16 protein-coding genes are annotated in these 12,150 nt (G+C 62.8%); 5 read left to right on the top strand and 11 right to left on the bottom strand.

What is annotated here, in order from left to right; genetic code table 11:
• Positions 1 to 27: 27 nt before the first annotated feature.
• Positions 28 to 753 carry a hypothetical protein gene (locus A4R29_RS21925; RefSeq protein ID WP_244506854.1) on the bottom strand — a complete coding sequence of 242 codons (726 nt, stop codon included), beginning with the start codon at positions 751 to 753 and terminating at the stop codon, positions 28 to 30.
• Between the two features lie 189 nt (positions 754 to 942).
• On the opposite strand from A4R29_RS21925, the gene A4R29_RS21930 reads away from it, so the two are divergent.
• Complete coding sequence (locus tag A4R29_RS21930) at positions 943 to 1,383, top strand: DUF2267 domain-containing protein (protein WP_013530134.1); 441 nt, start codon at positions 943 to 945, stop codon at positions 1,381 to 1,383.
• A gap of 62 nt (positions 1,384 to 1,445) precedes the next feature.
• Here A4R29_RS21930 and A4R29_RS21935 read toward each other — a convergent pair whose 3' ends face one another.
• From A4R29_RS21935 to A4R29_RS21945, 3 genes are all read right to left on the bottom strand, one after another.
• The gene (locus A4R29_RS21935) at positions 1,446 to 1,661 is read right to left on the bottom strand and encodes a hypothetical protein (RefSeq protein ID WP_013530133.1); all 216 of its coding nucleotides are present in this window, start codon (positions 1,659 to 1,661) and stop codon (positions 1,446 to 1,448) included.
• Positions 1,662 to 1,718: 57 nt separating this feature from the next.
• Positions 1,719 to 1,964 carry a hypothetical protein gene (locus tag A4R29_RS21940; protein WP_027162073.1) on the bottom strand — a complete coding sequence of 82 codons (246 nt, stop codon included), beginning with the start codon at positions 1,962 to 1,964 and terminating at the stop codon, positions 1,719 to 1,721.
• Positions 1,965 to 2,144: 180 nt separating this feature from the next.
• The gene (locus tag A4R29_RS21945; RefSeq protein ID WP_063172879.1) at positions 2,145 to 3,047 is read right to left on the bottom strand and encodes an alpha/beta fold hydrolase; all 903 of its coding nucleotides are present in this window, start codon (positions 3,045 to 3,047) and stop codon (positions 2,145 to 2,147) included.
• Between the two features lie 101 nt (positions 3,048 to 3,148).
• Between A4R29_RS21945 and A4R29_RS21950 the strand changes: the two genes are divergently transcribed.
• On the top strand, positions 3,149 to 4,114 hold the full coding sequence (locus tag A4R29_RS21950; protein ID WP_013530130.1) for a LysR family transcriptional regulator: 966 nt from the start codon (positions 3,149 to 3,151) through the stop codon (positions 4,112 to 4,114).
• Here A4R29_RS21950 and A4R29_RS21955 read toward each other — a convergent pair.
• A complete protein-coding gene (locus tag A4R29_RS21955) occupies positions 4,077 to 4,799 on the bottom strand; it encodes a DUF4336 domain-containing protein (RefSeq protein ID WP_224620599.1) in 723 nt (240 codons plus the stop codon). The two genes, A4R29_RS21950 and A4R29_RS21955, sit on opposite strands and share 38 nt — an antisense overlap.
• Positions 4,800 to 4,917: 118 nt before the next feature.
• Here A4R29_RS21955 and A4R29_RS21960 point away from each other — a divergent pair, with 118 nt between their 5' ends.
• Positions 4,918 to 5,490, top strand: coding sequence for a TetR/AcrR family transcriptional regulator (locus A4R29_RS21960; RefSeq protein WP_063172880.1), 573 nt, complete (start codon positions 4,918 to 4,920; stop codon positions 5,488 to 5,490).
• 61 nt (positions 5,491 to 5,551) lie between these two features.
• On the opposite strand, the gene A4R29_RS21965 is transcribed toward A4R29_RS21960, so the two are convergent.
• Both A4R29_RS21965 and A4R29_RS21970 read right to left on the bottom strand, forming a co-directional pair.
• Complete coding sequence (locus A4R29_RS21965) at positions 5,552 to 5,842, bottom strand: hypothetical protein (protein ID WP_063172881.1); 291 nt, start codon at positions 5,840 to 5,842, stop codon at positions 5,552 to 5,554.
• 127 nt (positions 5,843 to 5,969) lie between these two features.
• The gene (locus A4R29_RS21970; RefSeq protein WP_013530126.1) at positions 5,970 to 6,419 is read right to left on the bottom strand and encodes a GatB/YqeY domain-containing protein; all 450 of its coding nucleotides are present in this window, start codon (positions 6,417 to 6,419) and stop codon (positions 5,970 to 5,972) included.
• 276 nt (positions 6,420 to 6,695) lie between these two features.
• Here A4R29_RS21970 and carA point away from each other — a divergent pair, with 276 nt between their 5' ends.
• A complete protein-coding gene (gene carA, locus A4R29_RS21975) occupies positions 6,696 to 7,913 on the top strand; it encodes a glutamine-hydrolyzing carbamoyl-phosphate synthase small subunit (RefSeq protein WP_013530125.1) in 1,218 nt (405 codons plus the stop codon).
• Between the two features lie 42 nt (positions 7,914 to 7,955).
• Entirely contained in the window at positions 7,956 to 8,147 is a 192-nt protein-coding gene (locus A4R29_RS21980; protein ID WP_063172882.1) for a hypothetical protein, read from the top strand.
• A gap of 176 nt (positions 8,148 to 8,323) precedes the next feature.
• Here A4R29_RS21980 and A4R29_RS21985 read toward each other — a convergent pair whose 3' ends face one another.
• The 4 genes from A4R29_RS21985 to A4R29_RS22000 form a co-directional block, all read right to left on the bottom strand.
• Positions 8,324 to 9,241 carry an aldo/keto reductase gene (locus A4R29_RS21985; RefSeq protein WP_063172883.1) on the bottom strand — a complete coding sequence of 306 codons (918 nt, stop codon included), beginning with the start codon at positions 9,239 to 9,241 and terminating at the stop codon, positions 8,324 to 8,326.
• Positions 9,238 to 10,503, bottom strand: a complete 1,266-nt coding sequence (locus tag A4R29_RS21990) for a TCR/Tet family MFS transporter (RefSeq protein ID WP_027162079.1) — start codon at positions 10,501 to 10,503, stop codon at positions 9,238 to 9,240. The genes A4R29_RS21985 and A4R29_RS21990 overlap by 4 nt, the downstream gene beginning before the upstream one ends.
• 156 nt (positions 10,504 to 10,659) lie before the next feature.
• On the bottom strand, positions 10,660 to 11,580 hold the full coding sequence (gene ypfJ / locus A4R29_RS21995; protein WP_027162080.1) for a KPN_02809 family neutral zinc metallopeptidase: 921 nt from the start codon (positions 11,578 to 11,580) through the stop codon (positions 10,660 to 10,662).
• Between the two features lie 313 nt (positions 11,581 to 11,893).
• Positions 11,894 to 12,082 carry a hypothetical protein gene (locus tag A4R29_RS22000; protein WP_013530122.1) on the bottom strand — a complete coding sequence of 63 codons (189 nt, stop codon included), beginning with the start codon at positions 12,080 to 12,082 and terminating at the stop codon, positions 11,894 to 11,896.
• Positions 12,083 to 12,150 lie beyond the last annotated feature (68 nt).

A 12,150-nucleotide genomic window follows, 5' to 3' on the forward strand; every position in this document is an offset into this window, starting at 1 on the left:
GTTGATGCTCCTGCCCTCTCGAACGGGTTATCCGATCCGCGCCTTGCCGTCGCTGTCCGGCACGTTTGGAAACAGCACCTTCAGCTTGTGTTCCGCGCTTGCCCAACTGCGCCTGTGATGTTGCCACAGGCACCAGTTGCTCACCGCAAAAGCTAGAATGCCGACAGTCACGGCGAGACTGACCGTCGAGCCAACGACAACCTTGAGCATCACGCCGGCAAAGACACCGGCGATGGCACCGTTGACGACATTCACCATCCCTGCGGTTCCGGCGAACGCTTGCCAGGGCCTTGGCTTGAGGCCGACATCGGCCAGCAGAGCCGTTTGGTTGTCATGGGTGGAGTGAACCAGATAGCGCGCCATCGAAGGGGCGAACTCGGTGTAGCAATGCCTGATGCGTGCCATGCCGCGGGCGTGGACCATGTCTTCGATGGCCACCTGCACAGCCCTGACGAATGTCACCAGCCCAATGAAGTAGAGGCACGGCAACAGGATCAGGCTGAACAGCATGAAAGGAAGCCCCATCCTCGTCACCTGGGCCACGAAAGCAAGGGCGATCGTGGCGCTGGATACCGAAGTCAGGAACAAATTTGCGCGCTGATTCGCCTCCTGAATAGTCGCCGCCCTGGCGGTCCCCAGCACCAAATGCTCCGTCGTCATCATCTGCAGGAGTTGCTGTCGGTTCTCGCCTTCATTGGTTTTTGTCTTCCTTGCAGGCATCGCAAAAAATCCGTTCAGGACGCGCTCCCCCAACCAGCTCCTCAAAGCCGCCCACCCAGGAACGAACTGCTTCGGAAGGGGTTCCGGCGCAACCAAGACCGCTACCGTGGATCCCGGGGCAGAGCCGGATCACAGGCCGAGCCAATTTTGTCGACAGATAGCGAAACGATTGTCCCTGAGCATCGTTTCGAAACCAGACATGAATTTGATGAGGAGGCGATGATGAGCGCTACCGGTTTGGATGTCTTTGACAGGACGCTGCAGACAACCAACATCTGGCTCGACGAGATCATGGACGACCATGGTCCGGATCGGCGAATTGCATGGCACATATTGGGCGCGGTCCTGCGGACCGTAAGGGACAGGCTGCAGATCGGGCTTGCGGCCAAACTTGGGGCGGAACTGCCGCTCCTGGTGCGCGGCGCCTATTACGACCACTACCGGCCCGCAGCCGAGCCGGACAAAACGCGCTCCCTGGAAAACTTCTCGCAGCACATCGGCGAGGAATTGAAATCGATCCGCCCCGTCGATCCCGAGGATGCAGCACGCTCGGTATTCCGAGTTCTTGCACGGCATATTGATCTTGGCCAATCGGCTAAGGTGCGCGATGCGCTGCCGAAGGAAATCCAGGCGCTCTGGCCCGAAAGCCTCGGTGTCAAATAGAGATGGCACGAATCTGACGGCTCCCCGGACAGCCAGGCCGAGGCTGGCGCCCCTGTCGGGCGTCAGTCCCGCAAACGGTTGGCGGCATGATCCTGATGCTGCTCGGTCGCGACCTGCCTGGAGTCCAAACCGCGTTCTTTGGAATGCTGTGCCTTGTCGCGATTGGACAGAACCTTGTTTTCTTCGAGCTTGTCTTTTGGCGTCACGGTCATGGCGCCTGTGCCGGAACCCTTTCCCTGTGAACCTGCTCCGATGTGCTTCTTGCTGCCGCGTGCCATGGGCTGCCTCCAATCTATGACGAATGTTCCAGGAGCGTTGCTGGTCCGTGACGCGCTTTAGTCGTCGGCACGGTTCTTGTGATGGGCGCTTTCCTGATTCTTGCCGCGAAGCATGTTGCGGTCGTCTGGATCGACGAGGTCCGGTGTATCGGTCCTCATGTCCGATCCCTTGCGCAGTGCTTCGCGTTCCGCCGCTGATCGTTTCAGATCCGCCTCGGCATCAAAATCCTTGCCGGCGTTCTTTGTGTTTTCCCGCTCTTCAATGATGCGAATTTGTTGATCGTGGGTTTTGCGTCCAGTCATCGCTTTCCTCCGGCGTGTTCGTGTCGGCGCCCGAAAGTGGTGCGTCACCGACCGTCTCTAAGGTCGGTTACGGCGTTTGCCTGGCCGAGCCTGCCTTCGTGCTGATAATGGCAAGGTGACGGGATCGTTCCGAAAGGCGTTGAAAAGCTTCTCGCCAGATGGCTCGGCTCGGCCCGGCGCTCACATTGACGCAGGCTCCGGCTGGCGCCCGCCCTTGTGAACCGCAGCGTCCTTTGAACGCTCGGCAACCGCCGGGCTGGTGCCGGATGCCTTTGCCGTCGCGGCACTCGGCTCCGCGCAGAAATCGATGACAGCCTGGATGAACTCCGCCGGATATTCGATGTTCGACAGATGGACCGCAGGCAGCACAACCAGCTTCGCGCCGGGCACCGTCGCGGCGATCAGCTCGCTGTGGCTGGCTGCCGTCACCGTGTCGTGCCGACCGGCGATCACCAGCGTCGGCCGGGGTATCAGTGCCACGGTGCGGCGAAGGTCCGCGTCGCGAACCGCCGCGAACAGACCCGCCAGGCCCTGCCGGTCGATAGCCAGCAGCATGGCGCGAAAGTCTTCGACCACAGGCTCGTTGGCGGCAACCAGCGACGCCGGGAACCAGTTGCTCAGGAACGTCTCAGCGGTTTCCGACATGTCCGGCGCCTGGCGCACCGCAGCGATCCGCTCGTCGAAATAGCTTGCCGGCGCCAGATGGGACGAGGTGTTGCTCAGGATCAGCCGGTCGATCCGCTCGGGCGCGTGGATGCCGATCCACTGCGCGACGAACCCGCCGAGCGACAGGCCAAGGAAATGTACGCGTTGCAGGTCGAGCGCATCGAGCAACTCGATGACGTCGCGGCCAAGCCGGTCCAGCGAATAGGCGCCGACCGGAACGCTCGATCCGCCATGGCCGCGAAAGTCGTAGCGCAGGACACGAAAATGCTTCGACAATTCGCCGACCTGCCCATCCCACATGTGCAGCGTGGTGCCGATGGAATTCGACAGCACCCGCACCGGCTTGCTTGCCTCGCCGTCGAAGCGGTAGGCGATGCGCGTGCCGTCGCCCGTTGTGACGAAATTCAGCTCATTCATGATGAAGATTCCTTCTGGAACGTTGAACGAGACAGAGCCTAGCTGTGGAGCGATTTTGTTGATATTACAAAGATAAGACAAGCTCTGTAACAAAAACTGACATGGCCGAATTCACCCTGCACGATCTGCAATGCTTCGATGCGGTGGTCCGCACCGGCGGTTTTCAGCCTGCGGCGGCCATGCTGTATCGCTCGCACCCCGCGGTGTTCGCCGCCGTCGCCAAGCTGGAGCGACAGCTCGGCCTCGTCCTTTTGGATCGCAGCGGCTATCGCGTGCGTCCGACCGAGGCCGGGCTGTCGTTCCACCGCCGAGCGCTATCGCTGCTGCGCGAGATGGACGGTTTGCGCGTCCATGCCGCCCAGTTGGCGATGGGTGAGGAAAGCGAGATCCATGTGGTGATCGGCGACCTGTGCCCGCGCCCGCAGGTGCTGGGCATGCTCGGGCGATTCTTCGCACAGTTGCCCGGCACGCGCCTGCATCTGCATTTCGAAGCGGTGGGCGGCCCATGGGAGCGTCTCTTCGACGACGAAGCCGACCTGATCCTGCACTGGGTCGACAAGGGCGATGCGCGGGTGGAATGGGTCGATTTGTGCAAGGTGTCCTTCATTCCCGTGGTGGCGCCGGGCTTTCTGCCTCAGCGTATCGAGCAGCCGATCACCCCGGACCAGATGCAGGCACTCACCCAATGCGTCATGCGCGACAGCGCCCGCCATTCGCCACAACAAAACTATTCGCTGATCGAAGGCGCGCCGCAATGCCTCGTCGCCGACCAGGGCATGAAGAAGGAGATCATCCTGCAGGGCCTTGGCTGGGGCCACCTGCCCCGCTTCCTGATCGAGGAAGAACTGCAGGACGGACGCCTGCACTCCATTGCCGGCCGTCATCTGCCGGGCCGCACCGACGAACTGGTGGTGGCGCGCCGCCGCGACCGGCCGCATGGGCCGATCGCGAACCGGCTGTGGGATCATATCCAGCAGGAAGCGCCGGCATTGCGCCGTGTGCTCGAAGCGCCGAAATCCGCCGAGGAAGTCAGCGGCCAACCAGCCAGCGAAAAGCGCGACGGATGAACGTTTGAGCGTCCTCCGTCACTGGTTCGCCGTGCGCCATCAGCACTCTTTCGGCCGGCCATGCCAGTATGCGTTGAAGAGCGGCACGCGCGGCGCGCCGGTCGGTAAAGCCGGCGCGGAATTTTCGCGGCACTGAGGGCTCTGCGGCCACCATCAGATCCAGCCGGGCTACGAGCGCCCGCCAGCCCTTGAACCATCCGGCGTGGAAATGCTGGATCAGATCGGTGAACAACACTGTCCTGCTTGCGCGGTGGAAGAAGACAATCTCGGTGGTGATCCTGTTGCCGCGCACGACGACCTGGTCGAGATCGTCCGCCCAGTCGGCGGCAGGCGTATCGCCGAGCTCGCCGCAGAAGAGGATATCTCGGCGCTTTTCCCGCAGGCCGGGTGGCGCATAGACCTTGGCATCGGGATAGCCGCGCTGCCAGTCAGCGAGAAACACGTGGTGAAGCGAATTGGGCGGGATCAGGAAGCGCACCACGCCCAGAGCGTCCACATCGGCGCGCAGCTCGTTCGTGAGCTCTACCGGTGACCAGATGAACAAACCGCCCCCGGACAATCCGATAACGGCCATACGCGTGGGATAGTGAAAGCCGGCGGCCGCCGTGACGATCGGACCATCCGCAATCCAGATCCCAAGGCCGAATTCCTTGAGACTACCAGCCATTTGCACATTGCTTCCCATAGAGCCGCTTGAATTCCGATGCGCCACAGTCGACCCTTCGCGGGATTGGCGGCTGCCGCAATGCGGCGGTCACGCAGCAAAAGTTTACATACGTGTAAATTTACACTAGGGTATAAAAATGACAACCCCAAAGCGGACCGAACGGTCGCGAAGCCTCATCCTCGATGCCGCCGACCTGGCGTTTCGGGAGATGGGGTTTGCCAACACCTCGGTCGAGGAGATCGCGACGCGCGCCGGCTTGACCCGCAAAACGGTCTACAATCTGTTCAGTTCGAAAGAAGAAATCGCGTTGCGGCTCATCGCTCGCGTGGAGGCGGGCGATGCCGCCTACCGCGCCCGCATGGCGGCGAACGAAGATGTATTCGTCATGCTCGAGACAGTCTTTCTCGACAGCGCCGGCTGGTGCCTGGCCAATCCCTCGCTTGCCAGGCTGGCTCTTGCCCCCGCCGAGCGTCCGTCCCTGCAGCCGCCGCCCGACCGGCCCTCATTCCAGCGCCTGGTCCGGGACCTTCTGGTGCTCGGCCAACGGCAAGGTGTCATTCGCAGGGATGACGATGCCAATTTCATGGCGCTGGTCCTGCTTGGAATATACGGCCAGGCGATGCTTTCGGTGCTTTCGGCCGGGTCATTCAGCGAGGACGAGATCAGGCACCTCATCCGCATCGTCGTTGAAGGGATCGGCAAACGCTAACTACGCGAACCACTTGTCCGCCGATCTCCAAAGCGCCGCAGGAGTGCTCCCGGCCTTCGCTTCATTGGCTGCTCTTCGGAGCCTTGGCGTCCTTTGAACGCTCCGCGATAGCGGGGCCGGCCCCGGACGTCTTTTCGGTTGCGGCGCTCGGCGTGACTTGTCTTGGCGGGTTTTGTCCCTCCGACTGGCGGGTGCGGTCTTCCACTTCGCCCATCCGGCGGGTGAGCCCTATTCCGCCGGCAGGCTTCTCGTTGGCGGCCGCATCCTGGGAGAATTCATCGGAAGCGTCGGCACCGGTCTTTGCCGGATATTTCGTCGCACCGGTTTCATAGCGGGTTTCGTTCTCAGTCATGGCATCTCTCCAGTTGCATGACGGATAAACATCTCGGCGCTATCCGGGTTCCAATTCCTGGACTTGGATTCCGGACGGATCTGGATTCCGCCCGGTCGGCCACCCAAGCGACGAGATGAGCAGCACCCTACTGCAGCAGACCCTTGACGATGCCGCTCGCCTTGCCGAAATCCATCTGGCCGGCATATTTCTGTTTCAGCGCGGCAATCACCTTGCCCATGTCCTTCTGGCTGGCCGCACCGGTCGCGGCGATCGCCTCGCGCGCCGCCGCGGTTACCGCCGCATCGTCCAGTTGCGTCGGCAGGAAGGTGCGGATGATCTCCATCTCGCCGCGCTCCTGCGCGGCCAGTTCCGGCCGCTTGCCGTCATCGAAGGCTTTGGCCGATTCCTCGCGCTGCTTCACCATCTTGGCCAGGATCTGCAGGATCTCCTCGTCGCTGGCCGGCTCCTTGCCTGACCCGCGATTGGCAATGTCGCGGTCGTGAATGGCGGCCTGGATCAGCCGCAATGTCGGCAGCCGGTGCTTGTCCTGCGCCTTCATCGCGCTCTTCAGGGATTCGGCGATTTTGCCGCGCATGGTGCATTCTCCTTCGATCGGCGCGGACAATAGCGCCGCGGGCGAGCCAAGGCAAACTCTGATGTGCCGAGGCAAGCCACTGATTTTGCTAGGCGAAATAAAATATGGCGGCATTTCGCATGATCATTGACCGCCCTGCCCCCTTCCCCTATGTACTGGGCCTTGCATGAACGGAAATTTGACTGCGTGGAAGCCGCGAAATCGCCGCTTCGCGCCGTTTGCCGCGCAGATGGCCCGCCGGGCCGGTTGCAGCGCGCGGCCTGACAGGAGTGCCGCATGGCCGAGATGACGCCCGCCTTGACCCCCGCTTGGGCCACGGAAAAGCCGACCGCCCTTCTGGTGCTGGCCGACGGCACCGTCATCGAAGGTCGCGGTCTCGGCGCCACCGGCTCCGCTGTCGCCGAAGTCTGCTTCAACACGGCGCTGACCGGCTATCAGGAAATCCTCACCGATCCGTCCTATGCCGGCCAGATCGTCACCTTCACCTTCCCGCATATCGGCAACATCGGCACCAATGACGAGGACATCGAGGATCTCAATCCGGTCGCCCGCGCCGGCGCCGTCGGCGCCGTGTTCAAGGCCGATGTCACCAACCCGTCCAACTACCGTGCCGGCACTGGTCTCGACCAGTGGCTGAAGAAGCGCGGCATCGTCGCTTTGTCGGGCATCGACACCCGCGCGCTCACCGCGCTGATCCGTGAAAAGGGCATGCCCAACGCCGTCATCGCGCATGCGCCCGATGGCGTGTTCGACATCGACGATCTGAAGCGCCGCGCCGCCGCATGGTCGGGCCTGATCGGGCTGGATCTCGCCAAGGAGGTCACCTCGGGCCAGTCCTCGGTCTGGCGCGAGACGCCCTGGGTGTGGAACGAAGGCTTTGGCGAACAGATCGAACCGACAATGCACGTCGTCGCCATCGACTACGGCGTCAAACGCAACATCTTGCGCCTGCTCGCCGGCCTCGGCGCCAAGGTCACCGTGGTGCCGGCCAAGTCCGGCGCCGAGGAAATCCTCGCCATGCAGCCGGACGGCATTTTTCTCTCCAACGGCCCCGGCGACCCGGAAGCCACCGGCGACTATGCCGTTCCGGTCATCCGGGATCTGCTGAAGACCGACATCCCGGTGTTCGGCATCTGCCTTGGCCACCAGATGCTGGCGCTGGCGCTGGGCGGCAAGACCGCCAAGATGCACCAGGGCCATCACGGCGCCAACCATCCGGTCAAGGACCACACCACCGGCAAGGTCGAGATCGTCTCGATGAACCACGGCTTTGCCGTGGATGCCGACTCGCTGCCATCAGGCGTCGAGGAAACCCACGTCTCGCTGTTCGACGGTTCGAATTGCGGCATCACGCTGACCGGCCGGCCGGTGTTCTCGGTCCAGCATCACCCCGAGGCTTCGCCCGGCCCGCAGGATTCGCACTACCTGTTCCGCCGCTTCGTCAATTTGATCCGCGAAAAGCGCGGTGAGGAATTGCTGGCCGAACGGGCTTAGCGGACCGCCGCGACGGCGCGGCGCAGTTTTGGGGGCAAAGACATGCGTAAGAATACGGACCTGCATGCCGCTGAAGAAGCCCTTGAAGACGCCGCAGATGTGGCGATCTACGACGAACGCAAGGCTCAGCTGAAAACCGAAAAAGCACTGCCCGCTGACGCGACCATGGAGATTTTGCGGGGCCGGCTCACGCACGCCGAACTGGCGCAGATCAATATTCGGCATTCCGAGTGAAATGGATTGAATTGAGCATTAAATCCTCGACGAGGAAGCTTTGATCATTCGAAGGCAAATCGCGTGACTTCGACATTTGGCTGAGACCTGCCTCCCGTCGTCATTCACGGCGGACTCCGCAAAGCGAATGGTCGATAGCGCCGCAGGCAGATCTCCAAGCGGCACAAGCCTCGCCCTCACGCCACCGGCCGACCTTCGCTGGCCTCCAAGATGGCGAACCATTGCTGGCGGTCGAGCACGATGTCCAGCGCCCTGACCATGGCCGCCAGCCTTTCCGGCTTCATCGAACCCAGCACCGGCACCAATCGGGCCGGATGGCGCAGTAGCCAGGCGATCGCGACGGCAGCCAGATCGCCGGCACCGATTTCCGCTGCCACCTCGGCAAGCGCTGTCCGCACCCGCGCCTCGCGCCCCTCCTTGCAGGTGAACAGCGAGCCGCCCCCGAGCGGCGACCAGATCATCGGCGCATAGGCAAGGCGCTGCGCGTGGTCGAGGCTGCCATCGGTCAGCGCTGATGTCTTCAGCACCGACATCTCGATCTGGTTAGTGGCGAGCGCGAACGGCATCCGCGAGGCCAGCAAATCGAACTGCGACGGCGTGAAATTGGAGACGCCGATCGTCCGCACTCTGCCCGATGTGACCAGCCCGGCAAGGGCTGCCGCCGTCTCGTCGCCATCCATCAGCGGGTCTGGCCGGTGCAGCAGCAACAGGTCGAGATAGTCGGTGCCGAGATTGGCGAGCGAGCGGTCGACGGAGGCTGCGATATGGGTGGCACTGGTATCGTAATGCTTCAGCCGGTTGTCCGGCCGGCTTGGCGCTTTCTTCATGATATCGCACTTCGAGATCAACTCGATGCCGTCGCGCTTGCCTTTCCAGCGCGCCAGCCCGGCGCCGAAGGCCGCTTCAACCTCATAGTGCCCATAGATGTCGGCATGGTCAAAGCTGGTCAGTCCGAGATCGACGGCGGTGCCGATCAGCCGTGCGACATGATCGGCATCCGGGCGGGCGGCGCTGCCGAGCAGCCGCGAGGCGCCGAAGACCAGTCGCGACAGCGATGGTCCATCCCTGGTGAGCGCAATGCGGCTGTGACTCACACCTGTGCTCCATCCTCAGCGACATCGGTGGCGACATTCGTGCGCGCTGCCGGCCTCGCAACTTTCGTCACAAAGACGATGACCGCCAGCGTCAGGAAGCACGCTCCCAGCAGATAGGGCGCGCCGCCGAAGGTCACCGGCGCGCTTGGCCCGGTGAACCAGGAAAAGATCGCCGTGTAGAGCAGCGGCGTGATGATCGAGGTGATCGAGAAGATCGAGGTCATCGCGCCCTGCAGTTCGCCTTGCGCCGAAGGCGGCACCTTGGCGGCGGCGAGGCTCCTCAGCGGCGGGTCGGCCAGCGCTTCCAGGCAGCCGACGACGATCACCGCATAGATCATCCAGCCTTGCGACGCGAAGGCGTAGCCGAAGGCGCTGGCTGCCGTGAATGTCAGGCCGATGACTGCGGTCTTCCACTCGCCAAGCCTAGGGATGACGCGCGGCAGCACCGTCGCCATGACGATCGCGCCGCACAGGCCAAAGGCGCCGAGCGAGAAGCCGATCTGCTGCTCGCTCCAGCCATAGCGGTAGCTGGAGACGAACGACCAGACCGCCGGATACATCATATGCCCGAGCGTCATCAGGAAGAAGACAAGCCCGATCCAGCCGATGCCTTGATATTGGCGCATCTGCAGAAGCGTGCCGACCGGGTTGGCGCGTTTCCACTCGAAACGGCGGCGGTGCTTGTCATCGAGCGTTTCCGGCAGGAAAAACAACGCGATGAGGAAATTAACGAAGGCGAGCCCGGCGGCGAAATAGAACGGCACGCGCGGCCCGAACGTGCCGAGCAGCCCGCCCAGAACCGGCCCGATGACGAAGCCGACGCCAAATGCGATGCCGAGCAGGCCGAAATTCTTAGCCCGATTGTCATCGTTCGAGATGTCGGCGATGAAGGCCGATGTCGTCGAATAGCTGGCGCCCGAAATGCCGGCCAGCACGCGCCCGATGAACAGCATCGGGTAGGACCAGGCGACGGCGCAGATCAGATTGTCGATGGAGAAGGTCAGCACCGATGCGAGCAGGATCGGCCGCCGCCCGAACCGGTCGCTCAAGCCGCCCATGATCGGCGCGAAGAAGAACTGCATCGCCGCATAGACGAAGAACAGCCAGCCGCCTTCGATCGCCGCGCCGCTGATGCTGACCCCGGTCAATTCCCGGAGATAGGCCGGCAGCACCGGCATGATCATGCCGAAGCCGATAATGTCGAGCAGCAGCGTGGTGAAGACGAGCGCAAGGCCCCGTCTGGCGGTTTTGGGGTCGATCATGCAGGATCAAGCTCCTCTGCTCGCCCTCAGGCGCAGGCGGACGCACCTTATAGGCGAGCTCGCGGAAAGGAACAATGCAGGAACAGGCCGAATCTATTCATCCTGACACCACCTGACGGCAGCATCGCCGGCAGGTGAAGCTCGACAACGGTCTGGTCAGATCGGCCCACTCAGCGTGTTGCAATCCGACAGCTTGCCGCTCTTGTAACCACGCGCCAGCCAGGTCTGCCGCTGCTGCGAGGTGCCGTGGTTGAAGCTTTCCGGCACGACATAGCCCTGCATCTTCTTCTGCAGCGTGTCGTCGCCGATCTGCTTGGCGGCGTTCAGCGCGCTTTCGATGTCGCCCTGCTCCAATATGCCTTTCTGTCCGGTGTAGTGGGCCCACACACCGGCAAAGCAGTCGGCCTGAAGCTCGATTCGCACCGACATCTGGTTGGCCTCGACCTCGCCCATGCTCTGCCGCATCTGGTTGAACTTGGACATGATGCCGGTCAGGTTCTGCACATGATGGCCGATCTCATGCGCGATCACATAGGCGCGGGCAAATTCGCCCGAAGCGCCGAACTGCTGGTCGAGTTGCTGGAAGAAGGTCATGTCCAGATAGACCTTGTGGTCGCCGGGACAATAGAACGGTCCGGCCGCCGCGGAGGCAAAGCCGCAGGCCGAACGGACCTGGCCGGAAAACAGCACCAGCTTGGGATCCTCGTAGGTCAATCCCTGCGACTTGAAGATGCCGGTCCAGGTGTCCTCGGTCTCGGCCAGCACGGTCGCCACGAACTGCTTCATCTCGTCATTGGCGGGGGCGGTGCCGCTGTCCTGGCCGCTGTTGTCGGTGATCTGGCCGCCGCCGCCCGGCAGCAGGCCGCCGTCGCCGCCACCCAGGATCGTCGAAGGATCGAAGCCGAAATACCATCCGGCCAGCACCACCAGGATGACGAGGAAGATGCTGCCGCCGCCACCGGTACGGCCGCCGATCGGAATGCGGAACTGGCCACCGCCGCCGCCGAGTCCGCCACCGCCGCTGTCGCTGCGGTCGTCCTCGATATTGTCACTCTGACGACGGCCCTTCCAGAGCATGGCAACTCCTCGTGCAGCAAACCTCCCCGTTGCTCCGGGGCACAAGACAATTATCCCAATGGTTGCGCCAAGTCACAGCATTTTTCGATGGCCTTTTTGGCCACACGGGTCGCCTTGCGGCCAAGTTCGTTGTGGCGAGCGGCTCGGCGTTGCAATCGTCCCCATGGCCGAGACAGGTCCAGTGGATATTTCAAAGGGCTTGAACGCCCGGAGCCAAAATGGAGGGCCAAGCGATACTGTCGCCAGAAGGCGCCGAGCCACGTCCCAACAGGCGGCCGTGGCCTACAGCCGATCACGTAAGCCCGACAGAGAGCTAATCTTCCTGCTTGGCGCCGGCGCTCTTGCCGTCGGAGCTCTTCGAACGCTCCTCGAAACGCGCCGCGCCCTTTTTCAGCGGATGGCCGGTTTCGGCTTCGGTCTTGCGCTCATCCCTGGCCGCCGCCTGTTTCAGTCCCTCGGCTGCCTGCTTGCCCTTTGCCGCCGGCGTTTGTTCGATGCCCATCGTTTCCTCCCTTTCGCGCGCCAATCGCACGGATCTGGTGCAAACGTGTCTGGCGTGCGACGGTTCCG

This window comes from Mesorhizobium ciceri biovar biserrulae (assembly GCF_001618845.1).
Classification (GTDB): Bacteria; Pseudomonadota; Alphaproteobacteria; order Rhizobiales; family Rhizobiaceae; genus Mesorhizobium; species Mesorhizobium ciceri.

Bases quoted from the DNA above. Each gene is read 5' to 3' on its own strand.
- A4R29_RS21980 (WP_063172882.1), top strand. From the start codon at position 7,956: ATGCGTAAGAATACGGACCTGCATGCCGCTGAAGAAGCCCTTGAAGAC.
- A4R29_RS21935 (WP_013530133.1), bottom strand. From the start codon at position 1,661: ATGGCACGCGGCAGCAAGAAGCACATCGGAGCAGGTTCACAGGGAAAG.
- ypfJ (WP_027162080.1), bottom strand. From the start codon at position 11,580: ATGCTCTGGAAGGGCCGTCGTCAGAGTGACAATATCGAGGACGACCGC.
- A4R29_RS21965 (WP_063172881.1), bottom strand. From the start codon at position 5,842: ATGACTGAGAACGAAACCCGCTATGAAACCGGTGCGACGAAATATCCG.
- A4R29_RS21990 (WP_027162079.1), bottom strand. From the start codon at position 10,503: ATGATCGACCCCAAAACCGCCAGACGGGGCCTTGCGCTCGTCTTCACC.
- A4R29_RS21945 (WP_063172879.1), bottom strand. From the start codon at position 3,047: ATGAATGAGCTGAATTTCGTCACAACGGGCGACGGCACGCGCATCGCC.
- A4R29_RS21940 (WP_027162073.1), bottom strand. From the start codon at position 1,964: ATGACTGGACGCAAAACCCACGATCAACAAATTCGCATCATTGAAGAG.
- A4R29_RS21930 (WP_013530134.1), top strand. From the start codon at position 943: ATGAGCGCTACCGGTTTGGATGTCTTTGACAGGACGCTGCAGACAACC.
- A4R29_RS21970 (WP_013530126.1), bottom strand. From the start codon at position 6,419: ATGCGCGGCAAAATCGCCGAATCCCTGAAGAGCGCGATGAAGGCGCAG.
- A4R29_RS22000 (WP_013530122.1), bottom strand. From the start codon at position 12,082: ATGGGCATCGAACAAACGCCGGCGGCAAAGGGCAAGCAGGCAGCCGAG.
- carA (WP_013530125.1), top strand. From the start codon at position 6,696: ATGGCCGAGATGACGCCCGCCTTGACCCCCGCTTGGGCCACGGAAAAG.
- A4R29_RS21960 (WP_063172880.1), top strand. From the start codon at position 4,918: ATGACAACCCCAAAGCGGACCGAACGGTCGCGAAGCCTCATCCTCGAT.
- A4R29_RS21950 (WP_013530130.1), top strand. From the start codon at position 3,149: ATGGCCGAATTCACCCTGCACGATCTGCAATGCTTCGATGCGGTGGTC.
- A4R29_RS21955 (WP_224620599.1), bottom strand. From the start codon at position 4,799: ATGGGAAGCAATGTGCAAATGGCTGGTAGTCTCAAGGAATTCGGCCTT.